The following is a 26,923-nucleotide window of genomic DNA, read 5'->3' as shown; positions in this document are numbered from 1 at the left end:
GTCGGTCCGCGGCCGTTCGGTCACCGCGCCTGTGACCTTTCCACCGCGCCGTACGCGCTCGCGTCGGCGACAACCACCTAGAACCGCGCCGCGCCGGCGGGCCGGCCGGTTCACAGCCATCCGCCGCGCTGCGCCTGCAACGCCAGCTGGAAGCGGTTCGCGGCCCCGAGCCGGGCCATCAGGATCTGCAGCCGCCGGAACAGCGTGCGGCGGCTGATGCCCAGTTCCCGGGCGATGGCATCGTCGCTCGCGCCGGAGGCGAGAAGCCACAGCAGACGCCGGTCCGCGGGTGGCGGGCCGCCCGGACCCGCCGCGCGGCCGGGGAAGGGCAGGGCGTTCCGCCAGGACTGCTCGAACAGCGCGATCAGCGCGGAGAGCAGGCCGCACGGCTGCACGACCAGCATGGTGTTGTGCACATCGGCCTCGTGGATCGACAGCGAGACCAGCGCGTACACCTCATCGATGATCACGAGTTTGACCGGTACCGACGGCAGCACCCTGGCCTGCTCGCCGGCCCGGACGCACGGCTCGACGGCGTCCCTCAGATGCCCCGGATGCTCCAGCGCGTCCCGGGAGTACACCACCCGCTGCGTCACCCCCCGGGCGAGTGTGGCCAGCGCGTCCTCCGTGGCGCCCGCCAGGGGTGCGTACGGAGGCGACTCGAACTGCCGGATCTGATCGCGGGCGCTCGCCCAGGCCTGGCGGATTCTGGGGCCGACGGCGTCGCCGGTGACCACTTCCACGAGATGGTCGTTGTACGCGGCGAGCCGCTGCCGCCGGAACGCGTCGAACGCGCCCCCGACAGCGAGCCGCGACTCCTCCACCTCGGCCGCCCGGTGCCGGGCGAGGATCTCCAGACCGGCGGTGGGCGGCACCGGCGCCACCGGGGCCCCGCCCTCCCCGGCGGCGCTCGCCAGCCCGGCGTCGACCAGCGCGCCATGGGCCGAGGCCAGCTCAGCGCCGCCCAGACCGGCCGCGGCCCCGATCTCCCCCAGCGGGGCCGGGGCCACATCGAGGAGGGCCAGATAGAGCTGGGCCGCCGCACGGTCGAGCCCCAGAAGGCGGAGCGCCTCACCGAGTTTCGCGTTTCTCATGCGCCTCATTATCGGCGGCCGGGACCCACCGGTGGCCGATCCGTGCCAGTGGCACTCCTGGGCACCGGGCGGGCACCGCGCGGGATACCGTCCGGGAACCGCCGGCGAACCGGCCCAGAGAAAGGTGTACGAGGACATGGCGAAAACCCGGAAGAACGGTCTCTACGCGGGGATCTCCGAGGAACTCTCCGCCCTGATGCGCACGGGCTGGGCCGACACCGAGCGCCGCGATCTGCGCCCCGGTGAGCAGGCCCCGTACGCCGCCCGCCGCCGCGCCGCGCTCTCCGCGCGCTTTCCGGGCGAGCGTCTGGTGATCCCCTCCGGGAACCTCAAGGTCCGCTCGAACGACGACAGCTACCCCTTCCGGCCGCACTCGGCCTATGTCCACATGACCGGGGACCGGGCCCGGAACGGCGCGCTCGTCCTCGAACCCCGGCCGGACGGCGGCCATGACGCCCACTGCTACCAGCTGCCCCGGGACAGCAGGGACGACGACGAGTTCTGGACCGGCCCCACGGCGGAGCTGTGGATGGGCCGGCGCCGCTCCCTCGGAGAGGCTGAACGCGTCCTCGGTCTGCCCTGCCGCGACATCCGCACGGCCGCCGCCGACCTGGCCGCCGCGCCCGGCGCGCCGACCCGGATCGTCCGGGGTGTCGACCCCTCGCTGGAGGCCGCCGTCACCACCGACGCGGAGCGCGACGAGGCACTGGAGGAGGCGCTCAGCGATCTCCGTCTGGTCAAGGACGACTGGGAGATCGCGGAACTCCGCAAGGCCGTGGACTCCACCGTGCGCGGATTCACCGATGTGATCGGGGAGCTCTCCCGGGCGGTCGCCTCCTCCGAGCGGTGGATCGAGGGCACCTTCTTCCGCCGCGCCCGCCTTGAGGGCAACTCCGTCGGCTACGGCTCGATCTGCGCGGCCGGGGAGCACGCCACGATCATGCACTGGACGGACAACGACGGTCCGGTGCGCCCGGGGGACCTGCTGCTGCTCGACGCCGGGGTGGAGACCCACACCCTCTACACCGCCGATGTCACCCGCACCCTGCCGATCAGCGGCACCTTCACCCCCCTCCAGCGCAAGGTCTACGACGCGGTCCACGAGTCCCAGGAGGCGGGCATGGCCGCCGTGGTGCCGGGCGCCCCGTACCGCGACTTCCACGAGGCGTCCCAGCGCCATCTGGCGGCCCGGCTGGTCGAGTGGGGCTTCATCGAGGGACCGGCGGACCGCGCGTACGAACTCGGCCTCCAGCGCCGCTTCACCATGGCGGGCACGGGCCACATGCTCGGCCTCGATGTCCATGACTGCGCGCGGGCCAGGAACGAGGAGTACGTCGACGGCGTGCTGGAGCCGGGCATGGTGCTCACCGTGGAGCCCGGTCTCTACTTCCAGCCGGACGATCTCACCGTGCCCGAGGAGTGGCGCGGCATCGGTGTCCGGATCGAGGACGACCTGCTCGTCACCGCCGACGGCCACGAGAACCTGTCGGCGGGCCTGCCGAGGTCGGCGGACGAGGTCGAGGAGTGGATGGCCCGGTTCGCGGGCTGACCGCGCGGACGCCCGGTGCGCGCCGGACCCGGTCCATGGCCCGGCGCGCACCCGTGAGAGCCGTCAGGGGGTCCGGGGGCGGGGAACGACGTACAGCCGCGCGGGCCCGTTGAGGGAGAGCGAGGGGACGGGGTCCGGGGTCCGGTCGGGGTGGGCGAGGGCCAGATCGGGGAAGCGCGCGAACAGCGTGGTCAGGGCGATATGGGTCTCCAGCCGGGCGAGATGGGCGCCGAGGCAGAAGTGCGGGCCGTGGCCGAAGGCGAGATGCTCCTTCCCGGGCCGCGCCGGGTCGAAGGCGTCGGGGCGGTCGGGGTGGAGCCCGGGGTCGCGCCCGGCGGCGGCGAAGGCGATGATGATCGGCTCGCCCCGGCGGATCAGGACGCCCTCGCCGAGGTCGATGTCCTCGATGGCGTACCGCATCGGGTGGTGCATGATCGGGCCGTTGTGCCGCAGCGTCTCCTCGATGACATCGTCCCAGCCGATGGCGCCCCGCCGGAGCCGGCCGAGGTGTCCGGGCTCGGCGAGCAGGGCGTGGACGGCGCTGGTGATGAGGTTGACGGCCGTCTCGTACCCCGCGGCGAGCATGAGGAAGAGATGGTCGAGCAGTTCCCCGTCGGTCAGCTCCGCCTCCCCGTCCGCCGGCGGGGCGAGCAGATCGCTGGTGAAGTCGGCGCTCGGATGCGCCTTCTTGTGCTCCAGCAGCCCCGCCAGCCGTGCGGTGAGTTCGGCCAGCCGGGCCCGGCCCTGCTCGGGGCTCGCGGTGGTGTCCATCAGCGCGTCGATGGCGGCGCCCAAGTCCTCCCGCAGGGAGGCGGGGACACCGAAGAGATCACAGATGACCGTCATGGTCAGCGGCAGGGACAGGGCCCGCCGGACATCGGTGCTCTGACCGGGCGCCAGCGCGGCGAGGCCGTCGGCGAGACGGTCCGCCGTCGCCTGGATCTGCGGGCGCAGCGCCTCCACCCGCCGGGGCGAGAACGACGGCGCCATCCGGCGGCGCAGCCTGCGGTGCTCGTCGCCGTAGGAGTTGAGGAAGTTCCGCATGAGAGCGGAGACGGCGAGCGACCAGCCCTCGGGCACATCGGCGAGGCCGGGCCAGTGCCGGTACGGATCACGGGAGACCCGGGGGTCGCCGGTGAGCCGCTGGATGACGCTGTGACGCGTGACCGACCAGGCGCGGACGCCCCCGGGAAGCTCCACCGGGGCGGCCGGGCCCAGGGCGCGCAGAACGGCCGCGTCCGCGTGCGCGGTACGGGCGGTGGGGTCGAGCACGGGACACCGGGAATCGGACAGAGCAGTCATACGGTGCTCCTCTCGGCTGTCGTGCCCGCGGGACGGACGCGGGCGGACGCGGCAGCCGTCGTCCGCGTCGGCGGTCAGCGTAGCCGCTCCCGCTCCGGGTGGCGCCTGCCCCGAGGGGGCGCCCGGAGGGCATCCGGGGAGCGGGCCGACGGCGCGTTCCGCCCCGCCCGCCGCGCCTCCGTGGGCCGCCCCGGGCCTGCGGACCCGGCGCCGGATGGCCGCACCCGGTCGTGGGCACGGCCCCGCACCGGCTCTCCTCACCCCGTCCCAGTCCCCGCCCGCTCCCCGGACGGCCCCCTGATCACCGCCCCGGTGAGGCGTACGGCCGCAGCGGCGGCTCGTGGTGCGTCCGGGGGGCCGCGGCCAGTGCCGTGGCCGCCGCGGGGACCACCGCGGCCGTCGCGCGGACGACATCGAGGGCGCCGACCCCGGGGACGTACGGAGCGGCGAGACAGGCACCGGCCGGCAGCCGTCGCGGATCGGCGGGGCCGGGGCTGCTCAGGGCGTCGAGCACCAGCCGGAACGCCACCGAGTCGTAGACCAGCCCCACATGGGTCACCAGCCGGATGCCGCACACCTCCTGGAGCCCGATGTTGCGGGCCCCGTCCAGGACCGCCGTCCAGTGCGGGACGGCGGCCAGGTCGTCGCGCGTGCGGATCGAGGTGTAGGAGACGGCGCCGGGTGTCTGGTCACCCGAGTTCAGCGCGGCGAGGAAGGCCGAGCCCTGTGTCATCTGATGTGCCGCCGCCGCGCAGGGCAGCACGCACAGCAGGTCACCGGCCGCGGTGCCGTGCTCCGGTGTGCCCAGGCTGACCACGTCGTCGACCATGTCCCGCAGCCCCGGCCACCAGGTCAGCCCCCAGCGGATCTGGAGGCCGCCCTGGCTGTGCGCGACGACATCGGCCTTGCGGCCGGTGGCCGCGTGCAGCGCGGCGACGGCGTGGACGACGTACTCGGCGGACTCCTGGATGTCCCCGGTCGACCGTCCCGGCAGGTCGACGGTGCACACGTCGTACCCCCGGTCCCGCAGCGCCGGGGCCTGGTTCCAGCCCCAGTTGAGAGCGGAGTCCACGCCCGTGCCGTGGACGAGCAGGACCGGCTCGCGCTCCGAGCGGGGGAAACCGGCCGGGCAGTCCAGGGCCGCGGCCAGCCGGTCCGGCGGGGTGCTCAGCGGTGGACCGCCGACGGTGACCCCCGCGACGTTCCCGGCCGCCCGGGCGGTCCACGCGGCCGAGGGTCCGGCGGGCACGAGCACGGTGGCCGCGACCAGCGCGGCGAGCAGCGCGCCGACGAGGACAGCGCGTACGCGGGCGGGCCGGGGGCGTATTCGGTGGGTGCGGTGGGTGCGGTGGGTGCGGTGGGTGCGGTGGGTGCGGTGGGTCCCGTGAGCGTGCATGGGGGCGCTCCTTCCGTCCGGGGCTCCGGCGGCTGGGGGAGGGGCTGTGCAGCCGAATGTCACACGGGCCCGGCACGGCCGGAAGGTGCCGGGAAGGCGGTGCTCCACCGCGCGTGACCATCCTGTGCGCCGGCACACCACCGGGGCGGACCGCCGCGCGCCGGGCACAGCCGGGCCGCCCGCCGGGTCAGCGACCGGTGCCGTCACCGGTGCCGTCCCCGCTGAGGGAGCCGTGGCCGCCGGGCGGTGCGCTCACCCACTGCGCCTCCAGGGCCATCGCCAGGTCCGCCGCGTCCCGGGGGTGCGCCAGCCGGCGGCCGGTGAGCGCTTCGAGCCGGCGCAGCCGGTTGAGGACGGTGTTGCGGTGGCAGTACAGCCGCTCGCCCGCCCGCCGGGTGGAGCCGCCGTACTCCAGCCAGGCCGCGAGGGTGGCCAGCAACTCGTCCCGCTCGGCGGGCCGCAGCGCCCGTACGGGACCGAGCACCCGGTCCGCGAAGTCCTCGGCCAGATCCGGCCTGGCCAGCGCGAACGCCCGCAGGGGCCGGTCGCCCACCGGGGTCAGCTCCCCGTCCGCCGGGCACGCGCCGAGCGCCAGCTCCGCCAGGCCGTGGGCCCGGCCCAGCTCCGCCAGGCCGCCCACCACCGTGCTGACACCCCCTCGGGTGTGCGCTCCCACCGGGATGAGCGCGCCCAGGCCGGCCAGCGGCCGGTCGCCGAGCAGCGCCACGACGGCCACCCCGTCCTCGCGCGGGCACCAGTACAGCTCGACGCCCTCGCGGAGTTCGCGCGCCGGGCCGGTGTCCCAGAGCCGCGCCCCGGGGCCGCGCAGCACGGCGACCGCGTACCGGCCGTACCGGGGCAGGCCCAGGGAGGCGGCGAACACCGGGAGGCGCGCGGGGTCGGCCTGCCCGCGCAACAGCGCCTCCAGCACCGGCCGGTGCCGCGGGCCGTCATCGGGCGGCGGCCCGGCAACCGCTCTGCGGTGGGCCTCGGCCACCAGCGCGGCATCCCCGTCCACCCGCCGCCAGACATCGTTGGCGGCGTACGCCATGGCCGCGACCCGCTCCGGGCACTCGCGCGCCACCCGCGCGACCAGCGCGTCCCACAGAACGGCCCCGGCGATGCGGTAGGCGTGCAGCAGCGCCTGGACCGGAGCGCCGTCCCGGCCGCGCCGTTCGCCGACCGCCCGGGCGTACTCGCCCGACTCCGCCGCCCTCTCCGGCGCGATGAGCCCGGCGACGAAGGAGTCCAGCGCGGTCAGCGCGGACCGCGCCAGATCGGGCGGGGAGAGCAGCGGATCGCCGTAGTACGCGACGGCCGCGCGCACCCGGCCCACCACACCCTCCGTGAACACGGGGAGATCCGGGCGCAGCAGCTCGGCCGCGTGCCGCAGCACCGGATCGACGGCCGCCCCGGACGGTCCGCCGGGTGCCCCGCCGCCGGGACTCCGGTGCGGATACGGCTCGGGGGCGCACGGTCCGCGCACGGTCACCTCCGCTGTCCGGGACGCCTGTTCACGTTAGAGGTGAATCACGTCATGGTCCACTGATGTGCTGAAAGACTGATCAGGACTTCCCTCTGAGAGGTGTTTCGGATTCACTTGTGCCGAGTTGACGCACCTTCGGGGAGGGGAGCCGCGATGCCGGCGCAGAGACCGGACGCAACGGACACGAGTGACAGCGGGGCCGCCGAAGAGGCGGCGGTGCCGGGCGGTGGCGCGGACGCGCCCTACGGCGAACTCGCCGAGTTCTACCGGCTGATCGACACCATCCTGGCCACCTGCCAGGACTTCCGCACGGCCCTGACACGGGTGGAGGACTCGCTCGTGGAGCTGCGGGCCGGCCGCCGCCCCGGACCACCGTCCGTGGTGCTCGGCGGCTCTGCCATGCACACGGCGTGGGCGGAGTTCTCCGCGGCCTTCCAGGCGCTCAACGGCGCCGTGACCCACGGGCGGGTGGAGGGCTACCGCGCCGCCGTCGACGACGGCGGCCTCACCCTCACCGAGCTGGCCCGGGTCGCCGGCCGCTCCCGCCAGCAGGTCACCCGGCTGGTCAACAAGGGCCGCGACTCCCACCGCGCCGGGCCGGGGCGCTCCGTCCCCGGCCGCTGACCGCCGCCCCGCCGCCCCGCCGCCGTCCGGCGAAGGCCCCGCCCGCCGGGTTCGGCGGGCGGGGCCGGTAGCGCGGTGCGGATCGGTGGCGCGGTGCGGGCCGGTGGCGCGGTGCGGGCCGGTAGCGCGGTGCGGGCCGGTGGCACGGTCCGGGCCGGTGATCAGAAGCCGGTGACCCCGGCGCCCGCCGCCGCCTCCCGCGCGTCATCGGGCAGCCGGGTGTCCAGCGGTGCCCGCTTCGCGCCCGGAGTCAGCCGGTTGAGCTCCCAGCCGCCGCGGTCCCTGGCGGTCGCCCGCAGATTCCAGGAGGAGGCCATCCCCGCGTACAGGAACCCCTTGTCCTCGAAGGGCAGGAAGACCCGCACACCGTGCTGCGAGCGGTTGCCGAAGCCGTTGAGCGTCTCGGCCACGGCCGGCTTCGCCGGGTCGTCCATCCGCCAGACGTCCCCGCCGCCGAGGGTGGCCTTCAGCGACGGACCCACCACCGACTCCAGACTCCGCTTCGCCGTCTGCGACAGGCCGTTGTTGACCGCGGTGAAGTGCGAGCCGGGCGTGATCAGCCCGGTGCCGTCGAACGTGGCCATGTACAGCCGGTCCTGGAAGACCGTGAAGGTCCAGGCGTAGGAGTTGCCGACATTGCCGTTGAAGCCCGACGGGCCGAACCTCGGCTTCTGCCCGAGCAGATTGGGCTTGGAGCTCCACCGCCTGGTGTTCGGGTTGTAGACCGGCAGCTTCTCCTCCCCGTACAGCAGGGTCGTGCGCTGCTTCTCCGAGCCCGGGTCGCTGATCCGGAAGACCGTGGCCGGCCGCGCGGCGGAGAGCATGTCGCGCTTGCGCAGCGCGTCGCCCTTGGGCTGCCCGTACGCCTTCCACATCGTCTGCACCGCGCCGACCGCGGCCTGGTTGTAGCTGCCGACGTACAGCTCGCCGCGCCACTCGGTGAGCGCGCCCCAGGCGACGCCCTTGCTGATCGCCGGGTCCGGGTCGTACTCGTCCCAGGAGAAGATCGGCTGCCAGGCCGCCGCGCCGTCGAAGGTGAGCCCCGACGCCGGGATCGGCGGGCTCATCCAGACCTTCGACGCGCCGCCGCTCACCGCGCCCCGCTCACCGGGCACCTGGGTGCCCCAGCCGGAGGCGACGAGACGGTCCTTGAAGGTGGTGAGATAGCCGGGGTCGTTCTCCAGCTGGGCGACGACATCGAAGGAGAACGGGTTCTCCTTGTCACCGGTCCAGCGCAGCACCCGGCCGCCGTTGACGCCCGGCGCGCGGCCCGCCAGATACAGGTTGCCGTCCGAGGCGACCACGCCGCCGCGCGCGCTGACCAGATCGGTGTACGCCTTGGAGCCCAGGAACTCGCCCGTGCTGCCCTCGAAGGCGAACATCGACAGGCTCTGGCCCACGGCCTGGCCCTCGTTCACCGTCTGCCCGAAGAGCAGGACGACGTCGTCGTGGGCGGCGGCGCCCCGCAGCCCCAGCGTCCGCTTGATCAGCGGGTCCGACGCCGGAGTGACGTCCTCGACCTTCTGGGTGTCGGCGTTGACGCGCAGTACCTGGGGCGTGCGGGCGTCACCGTAGATCTCGCCCAGCGCACCGGCGTTGGTGCCCTTGCCGAACTCGCACACGTCCGCGTTCCGCACCAGGTACGGAGTCGTGTCGCCGGAGTAGGTGGAGGAGGCGTTGCAGGTGATGTTGGAGAGGGTGCCGAAGTACGCGTGGTCACCGGAGCGCGCCGCACTCCACACATACGCGCCGTTGATCTTCGGCTGGAAGCCGGACGGGCAGACCCCGCCCCGCGGCAGCGGCCGCGGACCGCCGATGGACCTGAAGCACTCGTCCACCTGGGCCCGGGCCGTCCGCTGTGCGTCGAGGACCGGACCGCGGTGGGACGCGGCCGACGCGCGGTCGCGCTCCTGCGGCGCGGCCGGCGCGGCCGAGGCGCCGGTCTGCGGCGCGACCAGCGCCGCGAGAAGGGCGGCCGTACTCGTGGCCAGCACCGCGAGACGGCGGTTGCGGGGCGGTCGGCCGGTTCTGGACAGTCTCATGTCAGGGGCACCTCTGTGTCGTCATCCGCTCACTGCCGGTACGTACCGAGCATCACGGCGCACCCCGGGGGTGCGTCAACGCCCACCGGCACCCCGGCGGTCCACGGGCCTGTGGTGATCGTCACGGCCCGGCCCGCCACGCCCCGGACGGCGCTTGACCTTGACGCGGCGGCAGGGTTTCTACTGAGGCCATGCGGATCGGAGAGATCGCCGCGCTCGTCGGGGTCACGACCCGGGCGATCCGGCACTACCACCATGTCGGGCTGCTCCCGGAGCCGGAGCGGCGCCCCAACGGATACCGGGCCTACAGCGTCCGCGACGCCGTCCTGCTGGCGCGGGTGCGCCAGCTCACCGAGCTGGGGCTCAGCCTCGACGAGGTCAGGGACGTCCTCGCGGACGACGCGGGGCGCGACCTGGCCGACGTACTGGAGGAGCTGGACACCGACCTCGCCCGGCAGGAGGCCGCGATCGGGGAGCGCAGGCGGCGGCTCGCGGCGCTGCTGGCCGCCGGCCCGGACGAGGCCGAAACGCTCTCCCCCGCGCTCGCCGCGCTCCTCGCGAAGGCACCGCCCACGGCCTCGCCCGCCGCCGCGAAGGACCGGGAGCATCTGACACTCCTCGACACCCTGGGCATCGACGGCCGGGAACTGTACGCGGTGCTCGGCCCGTTCGCCGCCGATCCCGCGCTGCTCGCGCTGTACGAACGGCTCGACGCGCTCGCCGACGCCCCGGTCGACGATCCGAGGATTCCGGCGCTGGCGGCCGAACTCGTGGCGGCCGTCCCGGACGAGGTGTTCGCCGCGATCCCCGCCGACGGGCGGGTCGTGGACGGATTCCGGGAGGCGCTGCTCGCGGAGTACGCCCCCGCGCAGGCGGAGGTCGTCCGCAGGCTCATGGCGGAGTTCCTGCGCCGGGGCCGGCGATGAGCGGCACCGGGTACGCGCGGGGGGCGCGGGCCGCCGTCCGCGCCGTCGTCCCCGTGCGGATACGCCGGCTGCTGGCGCACGAGGCGCGGGCCGCCGGCTCCCTCGTCCGGTGGGCGGCGCGCCGGACACACGGTGTACGCGCCGGGGACCACGCCGCCGGATACACCGGGCCGCAGACGGCACTCATGTACGGACTGGTCTTCGTCTCGGTGGTCGAGACGGTGGCGCTGGCGTATCTGATCCCCTGGCCCGTCGTCCACCGGGTGCTGCTCGTGCTCGACGTCTACGGCGTCCTGCTGTTGCTCGGCATGCACGCGGCCTGTGTCACCCGGCCGCACGTGGCGCGCCCCGACGGCTCCGTGCGCATCCGCTACGGCGCCCTCTTCGACCTCGACGTCCCGGCGGACGCGGTCGCCTCGGTCCGGGTCGACCGCCGTTACCCGCGGGGCAGGCTCGTGTCGCTGTCCGGCGAGGGCGTGCTCGACCTCATCGTGGCCGGCCAGACCACGGTGACCCTGGAACTCACCCGCCCCCTGGCCTTCACCCGCCCGCTCGGCGGCCGGGGAGAGGCACGCGTCATCCGCTTCCACGCCGACGACCCGGAGGCGCTGGCCGGCGCCCTGCGCCGGTCCCGGCCCGCCCGAGACCCCCGAGACCCCCGAGACCCCCGAGGGAAGGACATCCGATGAACACCGGAACCGAGACCAACCGGGCCGTGCTGCGCACCGCCTTCGAGCGGCTCCAGAGCGGCGACCTCGACGCCTGTGCCGAGCTGCTGACGGAGGACTTCACCGCCAGCCTCCCCGGAGTGCCGGACCCGCTGCGCGGACGGGAGGTCTGGCGGCTGGGGGCGCGCGCCATGCTGGAGGGCTTCCCCGACCTCCGGATCACCGTCGAGGACATGTTCGGCGCCCACGACAGGGTGGCGGTGCGCCTCCGCTTCCGCGGCACCCACCGGGGCACCTTCCAGGGCGTGGCCGCGACCCACCGGCCGGTCGGGTTCCGCAGTATCGAGCTCTACCGTTTCGAGGACGGCAGGATCGCGGAGGAGTGGGTGGCCCCGGACCTGATGGACCTCATGCGGCAGATCGCGCCGCCGCCCGGGCCCTGACGGGGCGTACCTCGCGCGTGCCGCCGGTGCGTGCCGCCGCTGCTTCAGCGGGCCCGGGCCCGGACGGCACACTCGGAGATTACGGGCTTGTCGAGGTAGCGGTGCACATCGTGGGCGCGCAGGGTGCCGTTGTGCACCCTGGCGTCGGTGACACCGTCCGCGAGATCCGCGAGGCCCGTGCCCCGGCTCACCACGTCCCGGGGCGCGTAGAGATTGGTCCACCGGACCCCGTCCGGCACCGAGAGCGGGCCGCCCGCGGCGTGGACGCCCTCGCGGACCGCGAGCCACCGCAGCGGGGAGCCGCAGGTCACCAGGGTGGTCACGGTGGGCGCTCCCCGGCGGTCCACGGGCACCTCGCCCCGGCTGAGCATGTCGTAGAAGATCACGCTGCCGAGGGAGTGCGCGATGACCATCGCCGTGTCGTCGCGCAGCAGCGCCTCCCGCACCGTCGCGCGGACGGCCGCTCCGACGCCCGGCTCCCGCAGATAGGTGTGGGCCTCGCGGACGATCCACAGCAGACGGCCGGTCACCCCCTTGCCCTCCACGCGGTTCACGGCCCTGGCCCGCCGCCGGATGCGCGGGGTGAGCCGGTCCTCCTCGCCGAGGGTCCCGGCCGACGCGAGCCGGTCCTCCCCACCGTCGGCCAGGGCCCCGGCCTCGGCCACGAGGGCCGAGGGGGAGTAGGCGGCCAGCGCCTCCAGGATGAAGGTCTCCTCCTCCTCGCCCACCGGACCCGTCTCCGTCTCCTCCGGTTCATCCGGCCCCAGCCGGATGAACCGGGTACGCGTCCTCGGGAAGACACCCTGGTAGGAGGGGACGGTCACCGCCACCCCCGCCGGGCCGGACCAGAGCGGTCCGCCCGGCGGCTCCGGCGCCGACGCGAGCGTGGTCCGCCAGGCGTCGCTGAGCACCTCGGTGGTCGCACCGGCGCCCTGCCTGATCCCGTGCACCCCCACGATGTGCAGACCGCGCATGCGCTCCCTCTCCGTCCGGCCGGCGTCCGGCCCCCGATCCTAGGTCGTCTCTTCCGGATCGTGCCGGGCTCGCGAGCCCCGGCACCGCGCCCCGCCGCGTTGTCGTCGGTCACCGGCGCTCCGCGTGGGCTCCCTCCCCCGCCTCGTATCCACGGCACCGGACCCCGCTCACCGGTCCGGCCCGATCCGAAGGAAACTCCCCAGCCGCCCGCCCGCCTGCCGCTTCCGTGCCCAACCACGCCCCGTACGAAGGTGGTTAGGCTGTGTCCGCCGCCCGACCGTGCGGCGCACTCACCGGGGGGCCGGCGGTTGAACGGTGCGGACACCGAAGCTCTGGACGGCATCGCCCGGCGCCGGCTGGTCGTCGTCGCGCTCGACGAAGGCAAGGACGACGGCTTCCGCGAGGCGATCGACGGCCAGGTGGAGCGGATCACCGGCTGGCTGGCCGACCCCGCTCTCGGCCCGGACCGCCGGTTCGAGGTGGTGCGGGCCGATCCCGCTCCGACCACCGTCATGGAACTGCGGAGCTTCCTCATGGAGGTGGACCTGGCGGCGGCCGGATACCGGGACGCCGTGGTCGTCTACATCACCGGACACGGAGTCAGGGGCCAGTCCCCCCGGCACTATCTGCCCCTTCCCGAGACGTGCCCGCACCGGCTGCTCTCCACCGCGTTCCCGACGAGCGAGCTGATCACCCCGGTGCTGGACAGCGCGTCCGAGCATGTGCTGGTCCTGGTCGACTCGTGCCACTCGGGCATCCTCCGCGCCGAGCTGGCCCAGCTCCTGCTGGACCTGTCCGATGAGCGCTACGGCCACGGCGGCGCCGCCGTGGTGACCGCGGGCCACCACCACGAGCGCCCCCTCGTGGGGTCCTTCACCCGGCGGATCACGCTGGCCCTGGAGCGGATGCGGGAGGAACCGGCCGGCTACACCGCGTCCCATCTGTCCTTCGGGGAGTGGGAGCAGCTGCTGCACCAGGTCGGACTGGACGACGACGGAGAGGAGGAGGACCTGGTCTCCGCCGAGTGGATCATGCCCCACGCCCGCCGCCACCGGCCGAGCGCCTGTCTGCCCAACCCCGCCCATGTGCCGTCCGTCTCCCTCGTCGACGAGGCGCGCCGCGCTCTCGGCTGGACCCGGGCCGAACTCGACCAGTACTGGGTGTCGCGCGCCGCCGGAGCGCCGGCGACCGGGAACGGGCTCTGGTACTTCACCGGCCGGTCCGCGCTCGTCGGCCGTGTGCGGCGGTTTCTGACCGCCGGGGAGGGGACGCTGATCGTCACCGGGACCGCCGGCTCCGGGAAGTCCGCCCTGCTGGCCCGGCTGGTCACCCTCAGCGATCCCCGGTTCCGCGCCGATCCCCGGTACCGCCCGGTGGCGGACGCCGTGCCGGAGGAACTCCGGTTGCCCATCGGGTCGGTCACCGCCGCCGTACTCGCCCGCGGCGCGTCCGCCACCGAGCTGACGGCGTCGCTGTACACGGCCCTCACCGGCTCCCCGCCGCCGCCGCGACCGGGCACCGACCCGCTCGACCGGGTGGCGTCGGCCGTGCACAGCCTCTCCGGTCCCGGCACCGGCCCCGTCACCGTGGTCGTCGACGGGATCGACGAGGCGAAGGAGCCCGACCGGATCATCACCGATCTCCTCCAGCCGCTCGCGGCCCTGCGCCGCGCCGCCGACGGCCGCCCCGCCGTACGGCTGCTGCTCGGCATCCGCAGCGGCCTGCCCGCCCCGGACGGCTCGGGCCCGCGCACCTCCGCCCCGTCCGACGAGCCCTCAGCGGACCTGCTCGATCTGCTGATCCGGGTCACGGGAGCGGGGACCCCGCTCCGCACGGACGGCGCCGGCACCGCCGCCGACATCGCGCTGTACGCCGAAGCGCTGCTGAAAGCCCAGTACGGAACGGCGGACGACGGCGCCGACGGCTTCCCCGGCCCGGGCCGCCGCTCCCACGGTCTGCGGCTGGAGGAGCTGGCCAGGGCCCTGGCCGAGACCGTGGCGCCCTCCTTCCTCGACGCCCGTATCGCGGTCGAGCAGCTCGGTGCGCACTGCTTCCTGACCGAGCTGCCGGACCCGGAGGACCCGGGGTGGCGCGCGAGCCTCTCCCAGGGCACGGAGGAGCTGCTGCGCCGGGATCTGGCGGACACCGCCGACGGCACCGGGGTGCCGGTACGGCATCTGGTGACCGTGCTCCGCTCCGTCGCCCTCTCCCGGGGCGCGGGCCTGCCCTGGGCGGACATCTGGCCGGCGGCCGTCGCCGCCCTGTCGGACACCCCGGTCGGGCGCGACACGGCCGGCGCCTGGATTCACCGGCTGAGGGAGAGCCGGCTCATGGGCTATCTCACGATGGCCGAGGAGGACGGCAGAAGGGTCTACCGGCTGACGCACGAACGCGTCGCGGAGCTGCTGCGCGACACCCCCCACCTGCTGGAGAGCGGCACGGCGCCCCCCGCCGGAGGAGCCCCCGGACCCGCCTCCGCCACCGGGGCCCACGCCCGGCTCGCCACCGCGTTCAGCTCCCTGCTGGACAGCGGGAGACTCCCGCCCCACCCCTATCTGCGCCGCCATCTGGTCGGGCACGCGGCGGCGGGCGGGGTCCTGAACGACCGGCTGGTCCCGCCGTGGTTCCTGCCCTGGGAGACCCAGGGCGATGTGCGCGGCGCCCTCGGCCTCCTGGCGGAGGACACCGACGGCACAGCGGGTCTCTCCGCCTGGGCGCGGGTCGAGCCCTGGCTGGCCGACGCCCCGCCCGTCTCGCGCGCCGACAGCCTCGCCCTCGCGGCCCGGGAGCCCTCCGGAGCCGTCCCGGCCGGCTCCGGCGGCGCCCACCGTCTCGTGCCCCGCCGGAAGGAGTTCGCCGTCCGGGGCAATGTCCTGACCGCGGTGGACTCGGAGATCCACGCGCTGGTGTGCTTCCGCCCCCCGGGCGGCCCTCCCCTGGTCGCCATCGGCGGCGCGGACGGCGTGGTGCGGGTACGCGATCTGAGCGCGGGCCGCCCGTACGGAGTACCGGTCGCGGGACCGCGCGGCTCGGCCGTGCGCGCCCTGGCGGTGGAGGACCGGGGGAATGGCTTCCCCCTGCTGCTCGTCGGATGCGAGGACGGGGCGTGGAGGTGCGACCCGCGCACCGGGGAGGTGCGAGAACTGCCCCCGGGTGTGCGGGACATCCGGGCGCTGGCCGTCGTCACGGGCCCGGGCGGTACGGCGTGGGGACCGGCCGTCGGCACGGGGGACGGCCTGAGTTTCCCGGGCCCGCCCGGCCGCCCGCGCGCCGGAGGTCCGCCCGAGGGCGCCGGGGACCGGGGCCGGGGGGAACCCGTCCGGGCGCTCTCCTTCCTGGAGGTCCCGGGCGGCCGCCGTCTGCTGGCCGTGGCACGGGCGGACCGGGCGGAGATCCTCGACGCCGGGTCGCTCGACCCCGTCGCCACGGTCCGCGAGCCGGCGGGCCGGAAGATCGGCGCACTCGCCCTCTGCCTCGGCCGGGACGGGCAACCCCTGCTCGCGACAGCGACAGCGGCAACAGCGGCGGCGGCGGGCGGCGTCCGGGTGTGGGACGCGTCGAGCGGCGAGGAACGGCCGTTCGCCGCCATTCCGCGACCGGCCGTCGTCCTGGTGCGGTACGACCGCCCCGGCCGGGGCGACCTGCTCGCCCTCGGCTGCGCGGACGGAGCCGTACAGCTGTGGAACCCCGAAACCGGTGAGGAGGTCCGGCGCTTCCCCGTCGGCCACACGGGGCGGGTGACGGCCCTGGCCGTGGTGCCCGGGGACGGGCCCGGCCCCGCGCTCGTCTCCGGCGCGCTCGACCGGTCCGTCCGGATCTGGAACCCCCGGGCGGCGGCGGGCGATCCGGAGCCGGCCGTCGTCCGCACCCGGCTCGTCCCGCTCTCCCGGACCTGGGGGCCGCACGCCCTGCTCGCGCTCGGCCCCGGGAACGAGCTGGCCACCTGGCCCCCGGGGCCGGGAGGGGGCGCCCGCGTGGAGGCCCGGGCGGAGGTGACCGCGTTCGCCGCGCACACCGGGCCCGGCGGCGAGTGGACCGCCGCGGTGGGACATCCGGACGGCACGGTCCGCCTCTGGCGGCCCGGGGACGGATGGCGGGAGACGGACATCTGGTGCGCGCCCTTCCACGCCACCGCGTTCGCCGTCCTCGACGACGGGTCCGGACACCCGGTGCTCGCCGTCGGCACGAGCGGCGGCTCGGTCGCGTACTGCGATCCGCGCGACGGAGCCGGGTGGGGCCGCCCCGGTCCCCGGGGCGGCGGTCCGGTCCACGCCCTGGTCTCCCTGCCCCCGGCCACCGGGCATCTGCTGGCCGTCGCCTCCGACGACGGGGTACGGCTGTGCCACCCGCGCCGGGCGCTGTGCGCCCCGCTCCCGGACGGGCCGGGTGCGGTCCGGTCACTCGCCGTCCTGCCCGGGGACGGACCCGGCGGCGCGACCCGACTGGTCACCGGGGGCGCCGACGGCCGGATACGGCTCCGGCCGCTCGACGGCCCCGGGACGGAGAGGGCGCCGCTCGTCCTCGCGGGGCACGACGGCCCGGTGTCGGCCCTCGCGGTCCTCCCGCCCCGGCCCGGCACCGGCCGTCCTCCGCTGATCGTCAGCGCGGGGTCCCGTGACACCACCGTCCGCGTCTGGGACACGGCCGCGCACACCGAGGTGGCGCGCCTGGTCACCGGGGTGGGCGTCCACGGTCTGAGTGTCTTCGCGGCGGAGGACGGGCGGAGCGCCGGCGATGCCCCGGCCGATCCCGTGATCGTGTTCAGCGGACCCGCGGGCGCCGCGGCGGTGACCCTGGCCGGCGGGGACCGGCGCACGGCGGATGCCCCCGCCGTACGGCTCCACTAGGCTGGCCGCCCCCACTCCCGAACGCGCGTGGGGATGAACCGCGCAAGGGTTGGACCGAACGCACCTCCCCGCGCCCGCGGGGACGCACCCCTCAGCGAGCCCCCTGGATCAGACGGCCGACCGCCTCCCCGGCCCGCCGCCGGGCCCGCTCCCGCAGCCGCTCGCCCGGGTCGGAGGGCCGGGCGAAGTCCGGGGCCGGCCCGCCGGCCGCGAGCCGGTTGCACCGGGCGACCAGCCGGTGGAAACCGGCGAGCCCGTCCGGCTCCGCCGCCCCGGTCAGCCCGGCCAGCCGCTCCGTCCGCAGCCCCACGTGCTCCGCGACGGCGCCCACCAGCGAGGCCCGGACGGCTCCCCAGCCGGCGCCGAGCGCGGCCCGGTGGGCCTTGGCCACCTCGTCCCGGTGCAGCCGCTCCCCCCGGACGGTGTTGAGGGCCAGCGCGACATCGAAGAGACCCTGATGGGCCCGGTCGAAGCACCGCTCGCCGTCGGTGAACTCCGGGCAGTCGCAGCCGGTCAGCCGGGGCAGCACCGCGGCCGTCAGATGCTCCGGCCGGGCCCGGTAGGGTCTGTCGCCGGCCGAGGGCAGCGGCAGGCCCGCTCTCCCGGCCTCCGTGCGCCACCGCTCGCGGGCGTCCGCGAGCGCGGGGGAGGGGTGGTCGCCGAGACCGAAGGAGTCCATGCGGGCGGGGTTGGCCTCACCGAGCCGGCTCACCCCGGCGAGGAACGCGGCGACGCGCCGCGCCGCCCGCTCGTCCCCCGCGCCGAGGCTCTCGGTGAGCATCGCGCGCTGCTCCTCCGGCAGCACCCGGTCCCACAGTTCGAGGAGAACGGAACCGCTCCCGAGCAGCTCGGCGGCGAGCGGATTCCAGGCCGGGGCGGCGGGCAGCGCCCCCTCGTCCGGCAGGTCCACGGTGCCCCAACACCACTTGTGTGCAAGAGGAGTTGGATTCTGTGAAGGGGGCATGGGGCCTCCGCCCGGCGTGCTAGCGTCCTGGCTCATCCCAGCAGGCAATCGCAAGGGTTGGCAGAGGTTCAGATGGCATTGGCGGAAAAGCGCCCGTCCCCGGAAGGGGGCTCCCGGCCCCGGTGGGACCCGCGCGGCAGCCCGTGCGTACCGGTGCGGACCTCGGCCGGAGGGACGCGGACCCTCAGCCTCACGGACGCCCTGCGGCTGGCCGACCCCGTGCCGGGCCCGGGCCCTGATCCCGATGCCGGTCCGGGTCCCGCCCCGCCCGCCGGCTCCGGAGAGTACGCGCTGGCCGTCTCGGGGGCGACCCCGGGGGAGACCGTGGCACTCCTCGAATACCTCCTCGCCATCTGCTACCGGTCCGGCTGCTGCCCCGGGTCCGACGCCGAGTGGCGCGTCTGGGTGCGCGACGCCCACCCCCTGACCCGGGCGGCCGACTGGCTCGCCCAGGAGCGCGACGAGCACTGGGACCTCTTCCACCCCACCGAACCACTCGGGCAGAACGCCCTCCTCGCCCCCTATCTCGACGAGCGCGGCGCGGGCCCGGCCCAGCTGGTCATCGAACACGCCGGTGACTACAACCAGTTCTTCGACCACCACCATCTCGAACACCCCGTCCCGCTCGCCGCCGACGCCGCGTTCCGCGCGATGCTGACCCAGCACGCCTACGGTCCCGGCGGCCGCGCCCGGATATCCGGGAAGGACACCCTCGGGCCCGCCCTCACCAACCTGGCCGCCGGACGGCTCGCGGGCCGCGTCCGGGTCCTCGCGCTCGGCACCTCCCTCGGGGACACCCTGCGGCTCAATCTGGCACCGACCGACAGCAGACCGGCCGGCGGAGCGGCGTCCGACCACTTCAACCGCACCTGGACGGTCTCCCCGCAGCCCCGCCGGGAGTTCCGGGCCAAACCTCCGGGGCGTCCGGTCGACGGCCCCGCCGATCTCCACACACTGCTGGGACGCTCCATCCTGATGCGCCCGGCCGTCACCGCCGGCGGCGAGCCGGTCCTCGCCGGGAACGGGCAGCCGGCGGTCGACCGGGTCCTGCTGGCGGCGGGAGAGCTGCTGGCGCCGCTGCCCGGCCACTGGACGCAGGACGCCGTCTTCACCACCACGTCGACGGGCACGCGGAAACCCCTGTGGCCCTCGCCGTCCAAGGCGCTCTGGCGCGAGGCCCACGCCCTCTACGCGGCCGTCGCCGACCGGGACCCGGTGGGCCCCCGCACCGGGCTCTGGGACCGTCTCGCCGAGATGCCGCACCGGCCGGTCCAGCTCTGGGCGGTGGGGCTGCTCGCCAAGCAGACCACCGCCATCAGCTGGGTCGCCGACACCTTCCCCTTCATCCCCGGGCGCGAGGCCCATCTCCGCCAGGCCGCCGAACGGGGCTCCCTGATCGCCGACCACCTCGCGGCCTGTCTGTACAGGGCCGCCCGCGCCGCGTGGAAGGTGACGTACCCCCGTTCCAAACCCGCCGACGAGAAGGACCAGATCGCCCGCTTCGACGCCCGGCCCGAGCACTGGGCGCACACGGCGGAGCCGTTCCACGCGCTTCTCGACGACACGGCCACCGCCGGTGGCGAGGCCCGGGTGCACACGGCGCTCCGGGTGTACGCCGCCACGCTCGCGCTCGCGGCCGACCGCTTTCTCCACCACCGCCTGGAGTCCCTTCCCGCCAACTCGCGCGGCTTCCGGGCCCGCAGCGCGGCCCTCGGGGCCCTGCGGGCCGGGCTCACTGCGCCCGGAGCGCCGGACGAGCTGAAGGAGGAACCCGCATGACCATCCCCTCGGAACCGCCCGGGGAGCGGCCCGGCCCGGACTCCGGCCCCAGCCCTGTGTCCGGCCCCGGCACCGGCCCCCTGCCCGTCTCCGGCACCGGCTCCGCGTCCGGCCGCCGGCTCACGGCCTGGCTCGCCGGTCTGGTCCGGGCACGCGAGTACGGAACGCTCGCCGAGCTGCGCCGCCCCACCCTGAGCGAGAACGCCCACATCCGCGCTGGCTGGCTCGACGAATCCCGCCGCGAGGTGTTCGAGCAGGTCGCCTTCCTCTTCGCCGTCTACCACCGGGGGGCGTCCAGCCCCTCCTACGGATGGGGGAGCCTCGGCACCGCGGCCCGCGCGATCGGCACCGGCGCGCGGCGCGGCCCGGCCGATCCCGGGGCGCAGCGGCTGATGGACCGTGTCGTCGCGAGCCGCCGGCCGCCCCTGCGCCACCTCCAGCACACCATCGCCCGGCTGCGCTCCTGCGACAGACCGCCGCCCTCATGGGCCGGGCTCGCCGACGATCTCGCCCGCTGGGGCGAGCGCGACGCCCGTATCCGCTACCACTGGGCCGTCGACTTCCACGCGCCGCCCTCGCGCGGGGCCGGGCAGCGGCAGGCCACCCCGACGACCAGCGCGGCATCCGCGCCCACGGAGAGGTACGACACGACATGACCACCCACGTCGAGCCGGCCGGAGCGCAGTTCCTGTCGCTGCACCTCCTGGAGACGGTCGTGGCGGTGCTGCCCGTCCGGGACGAGAACGGCGCCCCCAAGGCCATCGTCTACGGCGGTGTGGAGCGCCATATGATCACCAGCCAGGCGCGGCGGCGCGCCGAACGGATGTATCTGCGCGACCGGGCCAACTCCGGCAGGGGCCCGCTCGCCGGACAGACCATGGGAATCCGCACCAGGGAGTGGGCGCTCATCACCGCCCGTGCCCTGGAGGCCGGGCACGGCTGGCGGAGGGACGAGGCCGTCACCACGGCCCGTGCCGTACTGGAGGCGATCGGGCTCAAGTTCGGCGACCCGGAGAAGAAGACCGTGGCGAACCTGACCCGCGTACTCGTCTTCGCCCCGGCGGACGCGGGCACCAGGATCGCCGCCCTGCTCCACGGCGCGCGCGACACCGTGACCGAGTGGACCCGGGCGTACACCGCGGCCGGGGCGGCGGCCGGACCGGCCAGGGGCGGCCGGCGGACGGCGAGGACCGGGGAAACCCCCGCCGGGGACGGCACGGACAGCGGCACGGACGGTACCTTCCCGCCGCTGCCCAGGGAGATCCGCGCCGCCGCACTGACGGCACTCGCCCCCCGCGACGCGGTCGACATCGCGCTCTACGGCCGCTTCCTGGCCGAGATCGCCGACTCGCCGAACGTCGACGGAGCGATCCAGAGCAGCCACGCCTTCACCGTCCACGAGGCCGAGCACACGGACGACTTCTACGCCGCGGCCGACGACGCCAAGCTCGACCGCAGAAGCAACGCCCTGGACTATCTGGACGCCGCCGACGACGCGGGCGCCGGCATGACCGGATACCAGTCGCTCATCTCCGGCACCTTCTACCGGCACGCGGTCCTCGACCGCCGTGAACTGCGGGTCAACCTCCGCGCCGCGGGCATGTCCGAGGCGGAGGCGGAGACGGCGGCCGTCGCCGCCGAGTCGGAGTTCGTCCGCGCCTTCGTGAACGCCTTCCCCCGGGCCAAGAAGAACTCGACCGCCTCCACCGGGACCCTGCCCGCGCTGGTGCTGGCCTTCGAGGGCGATCGCCCCTTCAACTACGCGGCGGCGTTCCAGAAGCCCATCGACGAGGCGGCGGAGAGCGTCCCGGCCGGGGAGGCCGCCGTCCGCCGGCTGCTCCGGCACCACGAGTTCGTCCGGGGGCGCCGGGACGACATCTCCGCCGGCCGGCTCCTCACCTACGACCCCTCCGTCGACGCCGTCCTGCGGGAGCTGGGCGTCGACAGCGTCTCCTCCGTGGAGGGGCTCACCCCGTGACGGCGCACGTCCTGCTGATCCGGCTCGCCGCGCCGCTCCAGTCCTGGGGGACCGTGTCCCGCTTCTCCCGGCGCGACACCCACAGCCGGCCGACGAAATCCGGGGTCATCGGCCTGTGCGCCGCCGCGCTCGGCCGCGCCCGCACCGACTCCCTCGACGATCTCGCGTCGGCCCGGTTCGGCGTCCGCGCGGACCGGCCCGGCACCCCGGTCCGCGACTACCACACCGTCGGCGGCGGCGGGTACCCGATCAGACCGCGCGACCTCATCACCGACCACCGCCGCGCCGCCGCGCTCTCCACCGCGCCGGCCGCGAGCGGCACGGGCGACGCCTTTGGGCACCATGGACTCGCCCAGTGGTACGGCGCGCCCAAGTACATCGGCGCCGACCCCTCATCCGGGACCCTGGTCTCCGCGCGGCCGGTCCGCGGAGCGCTCCTCACCGAGCGCTGGTATCTGGCCGATGCGGCGTTCGTCGCCGCCCTGGAGCACCCGGACCGCGATCTCCTCGCCGCTGTCGCCCATGCCCTGGAACACCCCCGGCGTCTGCTGTGGCTCGGCCGCAAGTCCTGTCCGCCATCGGGCGGCCTCGCCGGGCCGCTGACCGGCCGCACCATCGAGGAGGCCTTCGAGGGGACCGCGCTGCTCCCCTCCCACGACGGGAACGGAACCGGGCCCGCCGGCCGCCCCTGGGCCTGGATCGAACCCGGGCCGGGCGCCACGGCCGGGACACCCGTGCGGGACCAGCCCGTCTCCTTCGACCCGGAGCGGCGCTCCCACTCCGTCCGCTGGGAGACCCGCACCCGGGTCACGATCACCGACACCGCCGCCGAATGGGACATCATTCCGTGACCAGGACCGCCGCAGCCGCCCGCTTCGTCGCCACGCACAGCGTGCTGACCCTGGACGCCCGCCACCCCTACGCGGCCAAGTCGCTCATCGACGCCCAGGACATGCACCGGACCGTGATGAACGGCTTCCGGGGATGGGTCGACAACGGCAGCCGGGACGCCCGCGCCCAGATGGGCGTCCTGTCGACCTGGTCCGTGGATCTGCGGGCCGCCGTCCTCGTCCTCGTGGTGCAGTCACGGGTGCCGGGCGACTGGTCGGCCGTTCCCCGTGCCGCGCTCACCGGACGGCCGCGGGTCATCACGGTGGACCGCACCTTCCGGGCCGGCGACAGCCTGACCTTCCGTACCGTCGTCAATCCCACCCACAGCCGGCCGGTGAGCGGCGCGAACGGTGCCCGAGCCCGGGGCAAGCGGGTCGCCCACACCCGGCCCGACCACGTCAGGAACTGGTTCGCGCGCCGGCTCCAGGCCGACGGCGAACCCCGGAGCGCGCCCGACGGCCTCGTCCGTATCGGTGCCACGGCGGACCCCGAGGACCTCGGTGTCCGCATGCTTCCCACGGTCACGAGCCCCGCACCCCACCAGGGGCTGCTCATCGCCCGTGCCGAGATCCGCGGCACCCTGACCGTCACCGACCCGGCCGCCCTGGTCGAGGCGCTGACCCACGGCATCGGCCACGCGCGCGCCTACGGGTGCGGTCTGCTGCTGACCCGCTGACCCGCCGGGCGGCCGGAACGGCATCGGACGAGCGGGAAAGCGGGAACGCGGGAGCCGCACCGGAGGAGGATCAGAAGGGCATACGGCGCCGGGCCCGGCGACCCGCCGAGCCGCTGCGGCCGACGGCACGGGAACTGCTGTGGAAGGGCTTGCTCAGCAGCCTGCCCAGAACGCCCGGCGCCTTGCCCCCGGCACGCGCCCCGAGGCCCAGGGAACGCTGGGTGCCGCGTTCGGGGTGGCGGGAGAAACGCGGGATGAAGAAGGCCAGCACGGCCAGGACCACACAGACGGCAATCACGGCGACGATTATCATGGGCTCTCCCTCAATTGATGTGATGCCCCACGGGTTCCCCGTCACGCCGCCCGCATGCGTTCCGTGACACCCGGAGCGCCGGGAGGGGATTGCCCGCGGGGCTTCTCACCAGGCGGGGGAGGGATTCACAGAAAACGGCGGATGGGGACCACCGCGGCCTCCCGCAGCCGCTGCGCCGCGGAACGCCGCCCCCAGCGGTCCCGGTCGATCATTTCGCTCACGCGCAGATCCTCGTCGAAGTGCCGATCGAGCGTGGCGGTGAATTCCTCGTCCAGGACGGTGAGCATGATTTCCTCGTCATGGTCCAGGGAGCGCCGGTTGACATTGGTGGAGCCGACCAGGGCGGCCACCCGGTCAACGGTAATGATCTTCGCGTGCATCATGGTCGGCTGATACTGGAAGACCTTCACTCCGCAGTCGAGAAGTTCCTGGTAGAAATTCTGTCCGCTCAACTGGCAGACCCTTTTGTCGGTATGGGGACCGGGCAGCAGAATCTCCACTTCGACGCCGCGCCGGGCCGCCGCGCAGAGCAGACCGATGAAATAGGCGTCCGGAGCGAAGTACGCGGTGGCCAGCCGGAGGCGTTCCTGGGCGGACTCGATCACCACCCGCAGCAGGGTCTGCATGTCCTGCCAGCCGAAACTGGCCGAACCCCGGACGACCTGCACCACCGCGTCGCCCTGAGTGCGGTGATCGGTGAAGCGGTCGCGGGTGTCGAAGAGGGTGTCGTGGCACTCCGCCCAGTTCTGGGCGAACGCGGCGGCGATGCCGTCCACGGCGGGGCCGCGCACCTGGACATGGGTGTCGCGCCACTCCGTCTCGTCGCGGGCGTCCCCGCACCACTCCTCGGCGATCCCCACACCGCCGGTGAACGCCGTCTCCTCGTCCACCACCAGCACCTTCCGGTGACAGCGGTGGTTCTGCTTGAGCGGGGAGAGATAGAGCGGCTTGCGGAACCACGCGATCTCGGCGCCGGCCCGTTCCATCAGATCGAGCAGATCCTTCTCGATGAGCCTGCTGCCGAATCCGTCGAGCAGCAGCCGTACCCGCACACCGGCGCGGGCCCGGTCGGCGAGCGCCTCGGCGAACTGGCGGGCGATCTCACCGCGCCAGTACACGAACGTCATCATGTCCACGGTGTGCTCGGCGCCCCGGATGCCCCGCAGCATCGCCGCGAAGATCTCGTCCCCGTTCCGCAGCGGCAGCAGTGCGTTCCCCTCGGTGGCGGCGATGCCGATCAGCCGCTCCAGACGGCGCCGCATTCTCTTTCCGCGCTCCGCCAGAACCAGATCCGGCGAGGTGGTTCCGGCGGGATGCTCCGATGTGTCGCGGGGGTTCGCCATGGCTCTCCTCGGCCGGTGAAGAGAGAGACCCCGGGCGTCCGGCACCGCCGAGGCGTGCCGACTGTACACACGCTCGGCGGTCAGGGGTAGCGCGGTCCCGGCGGCGGCAATCGTGACCTTCTCCCGGGAGCGGCGGGATGGTACCCGAATCCCCGTGCGTCCGTTTTCCGGGGTGGCGGGACCGAATATCCCGGCAATGGTCCGCGACCGAAAGGAAGCGGGAGGCAGGCCCCCTTTCCGGAGGGGCGGAACGCGGAGGCCCCGCGGTCCGGCGGGGGCGCCGAGACCCCGGCGGGGCGGTCGGCCGCGGCCCTGTCGGCGGCGGGTCGTAGGGTCTGCGGTATGGACATCGATCAGCTGAACGGTGTGGGCGCACAGCCGCAGTCCGGCGTGCAGTGGTACTACGCGCAGTACGCCGAGGCCCTGGCCGGGCGGTACGAGAGCCTCGGCTTCGACGCGCTGTACGAAGAGGTGCTGGCCTGGCTGCCGGCCCCGCCCGCCAGGGCCGCCGACATCGGCGCCGGGTCCGGGCGGGACGCCGCGGCGCTGGCCCGGCTGGGATACCGGGTGACGGCCGTGGAGCCGGTGCGCGAGATGCGGGAGATATCGGCGCGGCTGCACCCCGAGGAGATGGTCCGGCTGGCGGACGCGCTCCCGGAGCTGCCCGGGGTGACGGGCCCCTTCGAGCTGCTGCTGCTCTCCGCCGTGTGGATGCATCTGGACCGGGACGAGCGGCCGGTCGCCATGGCCCGGCTCGGCGGGCTGCTCACCGGTGGTGGCCGGATGGTGGTCACCCTGCGGCACGGAGAGCCGCCGCGCGACCGGCGGATGTTCGATGTGCCGGCCGACGAGACCATCGCCCTCGCCGCGTCGTGCGGTCTGCGCCTGGTGCACCGCGGCGGCGGTGAGGACCGCCTCGGCCGGGACGAGGTGCACTGGAGCCGGCTGGTCTTCGAGAAGGCGGGACAGCTCCCGGCCGCCCCGCTCGCTCCCCGGGGGTAGCCCCGCCGCCCGCTCACCCCTCCTGAGCCGCTCCCGGAGCCGGCCCGGAGGGTGCCGGAGGTGTCCTCGTCCCGCGCGCCGCGCCGGGCACCCGCCGCGGCGCGCGGTGAGCGGGTCAGACGCCGATGCCGCGGCCGTCCTCGCGCCAGACGGCGACGACCGAGGGCCGGACGAGTCTGCCGGGGCCGTCGGGCCAGGTGCTCGCGGGGTTCTCGACCGACGCGCCGTCGATCTCGCCCGGGTGCTGCACGGCGATCACCACCCGGCGCTCCTGGATCACCGGACCACAGGTCTCCGCGCCCACCGGGACGGTGAGGAACTGCTTCAGCTCACCGCGCCGCTCGCCGTGGGTCGCCACCCCGAAGAGGCCGTCGTTCGAGCCCAGTTTATTGCCGTCGGTGGAGATCCAGAGGTTGCCGTGGGGGTCGAAGGCGACATTGTCCGGGCAGGAGATCGGGCTGACCCTCTCCTTGGGGAAGCCCGCGAAGTAGGTGGACGGGTCCTGGGGGTCGCCGGCGACCAGGAAGAGCCGCCAGGCGAAGCCGTCGCCCGCCGGGTCGTCCCAGTTCTCCGCCAGCTCCAGGATCTGGCCGTGCTTGTTGAGATTCCGCGGATTGGCCTCGTC

The 26,923-nt window shown here is 74.8% G+C and carries 22 protein-coding genes; 12 read left to right on the top strand and 10 right to left on the bottom strand.

Translation table 11 applies throughout. The features are described 5' to 3' along the window. Positions 1-110: 110 nt before the first annotated feature. On the bottom strand, positions 111-1,094 hold the full coding sequence (locus ABT122_RS15330; RefSeq protein WP_351551018.1) for a LuxR C-terminal-related transcriptional regulator: 984 nt from the start codon (positions 1,092-1,094) through the stop codon (positions 111-113). Positions 1,095-1,230: 136 nt separating this feature from the next. Here ABT122_RS15330 and ABT122_RS15325 point away from each other — a divergent pair, with 136 nt between their 5' ends. Then, on the top strand, positions 1,231-2,643 hold the full coding sequence (locus tag ABT122_RS15325) for an aminopeptidase P family protein (protein ID WP_351551015.1): 1,413 nt from the start codon (positions 1,231-1,233) through the stop codon (positions 2,641-2,643). 63 nt (positions 2,644-2,706) lie between these two features. On the opposite strand, the gene ABT122_RS15320 is transcribed toward ABT122_RS15325, so the two are convergent. From ABT122_RS15320 to ABT122_RS15310, 3 genes are all read right to left on the bottom strand, one after another. Next, complete coding sequence (locus ABT122_RS15320; RefSeq protein ID WP_351551013.1) at positions 2,707-3,945, bottom strand: cytochrome P450 family protein; 1,239 nt, start codon at positions 3,943-3,945, stop codon at positions 2,707-2,709. A 301-nt stretch (positions 3,946-4,246) separates the two neighbouring features. Next, the gene (locus ABT122_RS15315) at positions 4,247-5,341 is read right to left on the bottom strand and encodes an esterase/lipase family protein (RefSeq protein WP_351551010.1); all 1,095 of its coding nucleotides are present in this window, start codon (positions 5,339-5,341) and stop codon (positions 4,247-4,249) included. 187 nt (positions 5,342-5,528) lie between these two features. Continuing rightward, positions 5,529-6,827: a PucR family transcriptional regulator gene (locus ABT122_RS15310; protein ID WP_351551007.1), complete on the bottom strand. Its 1,299-nt coding sequence runs from the start codon at positions 6,825-6,827 to the stop codon at positions 5,529-5,531. A gap of 153 nt (positions 6,828-6,980) precedes the next feature. Between ABT122_RS15310 and ABT122_RS15305 the strand changes: the two genes are divergently transcribed. Continuing rightward, on the top strand, positions 6,981-7,451 hold the full coding sequence (locus tag ABT122_RS15305) for a hypothetical protein (protein ID WP_351551004.1): 471 nt from the start codon (positions 6,981-6,983) through the stop codon (positions 7,449-7,451). Positions 7,452-7,612: 161 nt separating this feature from the next. Here the strand turns inward: ABT122_RS15305 and ABT122_RS15300 are convergent, their stop codons facing one another. Then, positions 7,613-9,493: a hypothetical protein gene (locus ABT122_RS15300; RefSeq protein WP_351551002.1), complete on the bottom strand. Its 1,881-nt coding sequence runs from the start codon at positions 9,491-9,493 to the stop codon at positions 7,613-7,615. A 191-nt stretch (positions 9,494-9,684) separates the two neighbouring features. On the opposite strand from ABT122_RS15300, the gene ABT122_RS15295 reads away from it, so the two are divergent. From ABT122_RS15295 to ABT122_RS15285, 3 genes are read left to right on the top strand one after another with little or no spacing between them, the layout of a single operon-like run. After that, a complete protein-coding gene (locus ABT122_RS15295; RefSeq protein WP_351550999.1) occupies positions 9,685-10,419 on the top strand; it encodes a MerR family transcriptional regulator in 735 nt (244 codons plus the stop codon). Then, positions 10,416-11,108 carry a hypothetical protein gene (locus ABT122_RS15290; protein WP_351550997.1) on the top strand — a complete coding sequence of 231 codons (693 nt, stop codon included), beginning with the start codon at positions 10,416-10,418 and terminating at the stop codon, positions 11,106-11,108. The genes ABT122_RS15295 and ABT122_RS15290 overlap by 4 nt, the downstream gene beginning before the upstream one ends. Then, complete coding sequence (locus ABT122_RS15285) at positions 11,105-11,530, top strand: ester cyclase (RefSeq protein WP_351550994.1); 426 nt, start codon at positions 11,105-11,107, stop codon at positions 11,528-11,530. Before ABT122_RS15290 ends, ABT122_RS15285 begins: the two co-directional genes overlap by 4 nt. Before the next feature lie 44 nt (positions 11,531-11,574). On the opposite strand, the gene ABT122_RS15280 is transcribed toward ABT122_RS15285, so the two are convergent. After that, positions 11,575-12,504 (bottom strand): hypothetical protein, encoded by a 930-nt coding sequence (locus tag ABT122_RS15280; protein WP_351550991.1) that lies wholly within the window; start codon positions 12,502-12,504, stop codon positions 11,575-11,577. A 309-nt stretch (positions 12,505-12,813) separates the two neighbouring features. On the opposite strand from ABT122_RS15280, the gene ABT122_RS15275 reads away from it, so the two are divergent. Beyond that, a complete protein-coding gene (locus tag ABT122_RS15275) occupies positions 12,814-17,352 on the top strand; it encodes an AAA family ATPase (RefSeq protein WP_351550988.1) in 4,539 nt (1,512 codons plus the stop codon). Between the two features lie 91 nt (positions 17,353-17,443). On the opposite strand, the gene ABT122_RS15270 is transcribed toward ABT122_RS15275, so the two are convergent. Continuing rightward, positions 17,444-18,262 carry an HD domain-containing protein gene (locus ABT122_RS15270; RefSeq protein WP_351550985.1) on the bottom strand — a complete coding sequence of 273 codons (819 nt, stop codon included), beginning with the start codon at positions 18,260-18,262 and terminating at the stop codon, positions 17,444-17,446. A gap of 126 nt (positions 18,263-18,388) precedes the next feature. On the opposite strand from ABT122_RS15270, the gene ABT122_RS15265 reads away from it, so the two are divergent. From ABT122_RS15265 to cas6e, 5 genes are read left to right on the top strand one after another with little or no spacing between them, the layout of a single operon-like run. After that, the gene (locus ABT122_RS15265; protein ID WP_351550982.1) at positions 18,389-20,095 is read left to right on the top strand and encodes a type I-E CRISPR-associated protein Cse1/CasA; all 1,707 of its coding nucleotides are present in this window, start codon (positions 18,389-18,391) and stop codon (positions 20,093-20,095) included. Beyond that, positions 20,092-20,751 carry a type I-E CRISPR-associated protein Cse2/CasB gene (casB, locus tag ABT122_RS15260; protein ID WP_351550979.1) on the top strand — a complete coding sequence of 220 codons (660 nt, stop codon included), beginning with the start codon at positions 20,092-20,094 and terminating at the stop codon, positions 20,749-20,751. Before ABT122_RS15265 ends, casB begins: the two co-directional genes overlap by 4 nt. After that, positions 20,748-22,073 carry a type I-E CRISPR-associated protein Cas7/Cse4/CasC gene (locus ABT122_RS15255; RefSeq protein WP_351550976.1) on the top strand — a complete coding sequence of 442 codons (1,326 nt, stop codon included), beginning with the start codon at positions 20,748-20,750 and terminating at the stop codon, positions 22,071-22,073. The genes casB and ABT122_RS15255 overlap by 4 nt, the downstream gene beginning before the upstream one ends. After that, entirely contained in the window at positions 22,070-22,924 is an 855-nt protein-coding gene (gene cas5e / locus ABT122_RS15250; RefSeq protein WP_351550973.1) for a type I-E CRISPR-associated protein Cas5/CasD, read from the top strand. Before ABT122_RS15255 ends, cas5e begins: the two co-directional genes overlap by 4 nt. Further along, positions 22,921-23,640, top strand: coding sequence for a type I-E CRISPR-associated protein Cas6/Cse3/CasE (cas6e, locus tag ABT122_RS15245; protein WP_351550970.1), 720 nt, complete (start codon positions 22,921-22,923; stop codon positions 23,638-23,640). Before cas5e ends, cas6e begins: the two co-directional genes overlap by 4 nt. A gap of 70 nt (positions 23,641-23,710) precedes the next feature. Here cas6e and ABT122_RS15240 read toward each other — a convergent pair whose 3' ends face one another. Together ABT122_RS15240 and ABT122_RS15235 are read right to left on the bottom strand one after the other, a co-directional pair. Continuing rightward, positions 23,711-23,953: a DUF6411 family protein gene (locus tag ABT122_RS15240; RefSeq protein WP_351550967.1), complete on the bottom strand. Its 243-nt coding sequence runs from the start codon at positions 23,951-23,953 to the stop codon at positions 23,711-23,713. A gap of 125 nt (positions 23,954-24,078) precedes the next feature. After that, entirely contained in the window at positions 24,079-25,296 is a 1,218-nt protein-coding gene (locus ABT122_RS15235) for a phospholipase D-like domain-containing protein (protein WP_351550964.1), read from the bottom strand. A gap of 342 nt (positions 25,297-25,638) precedes the next feature. On the opposite strand from ABT122_RS15235, the gene ABT122_RS15230 reads away from it, so the two are divergent. Then, a complete protein-coding gene (locus ABT122_RS15230) occupies positions 25,639-26,298 on the top strand; it encodes a class I SAM-dependent methyltransferase (RefSeq protein WP_351550961.1) in 660 nt (219 codons plus the stop codon). Positions 26,299-26,413: 115 nt separating this feature from the next. Here ABT122_RS15230 and ABT122_RS15225 read toward each other — a convergent pair. Further along, positions 26,414-26,923: PhoX family protein (locus tag ABT122_RS15225; RefSeq protein ID WP_351550958.1), on the bottom strand; the 510-nt coding region annotated here is incomplete at its 5' end.

The sequence above is a fragment of the Streptomyces sp. NPDC001985 genome (assembly GCF_040296845.1).
In the GTDB taxonomy this organism is placed as follows: Bacteria; Actinomycetota; Actinomycetes; order Streptomycetales; family Streptomycetaceae; genus Streptomyces.
This window is presented reverse-complemented; position numbering and strand designations above follow the sequence as displayed.

What these genes read in the sequence shown, in the direction of transcription:
- ABT122_RS15330 (WP_351551018.1), bottom strand. Translation starts at nt 1,094, where the DNA reads ATGAGAAACGCGAAACTCGGTGAGGCGCTCCGCCTTCTGGGGCTCGAC.
- ABT122_RS15325 (WP_351551015.1), top strand. Translation starts at nt 1,231, where the DNA reads ATGGCGAAAACCCGGAAGAACGGTCTCTACGCGGGGATCTCCGAGGAA.
- ABT122_RS15320 (WP_351551013.1), bottom strand. Translation starts at nt 3,945, where the DNA reads ATGACTGCTCTGTCCGATTCCCGGTGTCCCGTGCTCGACCCCACCGCC.
- ABT122_RS15315 (WP_351551010.1), bottom strand. Translation starts at nt 5,341, where the DNA reads ATGCACGCTCACGGGACCCACCGCACCCACCGCACCCACCGCACCCAC.
- ABT122_RS15305 (WP_351551004.1), top strand. Translation starts at nt 6,981, where the DNA reads ATGCCGGCGCAGAGACCGGACGCAACGGACACGAGTGACAGCGGGGCC.
- ABT122_RS15300 (WP_351551002.1), bottom strand. Translation starts at nt 9,493, where the DNA reads ATGAGACTGTCCAGAACCGGCCGACCGCCCCGCAACCGCCGTCTCGCG.
- ABT122_RS15295 (WP_351550999.1), top strand. Translation starts at nt 9,685, where the DNA reads ATGCGGATCGGAGAGATCGCCGCGCTCGTCGGGGTCACGACCCGGGCG.
- ABT122_RS15290 (WP_351550997.1), top strand. Translation starts at nt 10,416, where the DNA reads ATGAGCGGCACCGGGTACGCGCGGGGGGCGCGGGCCGCCGTCCGCGCC.
- ABT122_RS15285 (WP_351550994.1), top strand. Translation starts at nt 11,105, where the DNA reads ATGAACACCGGAACCGAGACCAACCGGGCCGTGCTGCGCACCGCCTTC.
- ABT122_RS15280 (WP_351550991.1), bottom strand. Translation starts at nt 12,504, where the DNA reads ATGCGCGGTCTGCACATCGTGGGGGTGCACGGGATCAGGCAGGGCGCC.
- ABT122_RS15265 (WP_351550982.1), top strand. Translation starts at nt 18,389, where the DNA reads ATGGCATTGGCGGAAAAGCGCCCGTCCCCGGAAGGGGGCTCCCGGCCC.
- casB (WP_351550979.1), top strand. Translation starts at nt 20,092, where the DNA reads ATGACCATCCCCTCGGAACCGCCCGGGGAGCGGCCCGGCCCGGACTCC.
- ABT122_RS15255 (WP_351550976.1), top strand. Translation starts at nt 20,748, where the DNA reads ATGACCACCCACGTCGAGCCGGCCGGAGCGCAGTTCCTGTCGCTGCAC.
- ABT122_RS15240 (WP_351550967.1), bottom strand. Translation starts at nt 23,953, where the DNA reads ATGATAATCGTCGCCGTGATTGCCGTCTGTGTGGTCCTGGCCGTGCTG.
- ABT122_RS15235 (WP_351550964.1), bottom strand. Translation starts at nt 25,296, where the DNA reads ATGGCGAACCCCCGCGACACATCGGAGCATCCCGCCGGAACCACCTCG.
- ABT122_RS15230 (WP_351550961.1), top strand. Translation starts at nt 25,639, where the DNA reads ATGGACATCGATCAGCTGAACGGTGTGGGCGCACAGCCGCAGTCCGGC.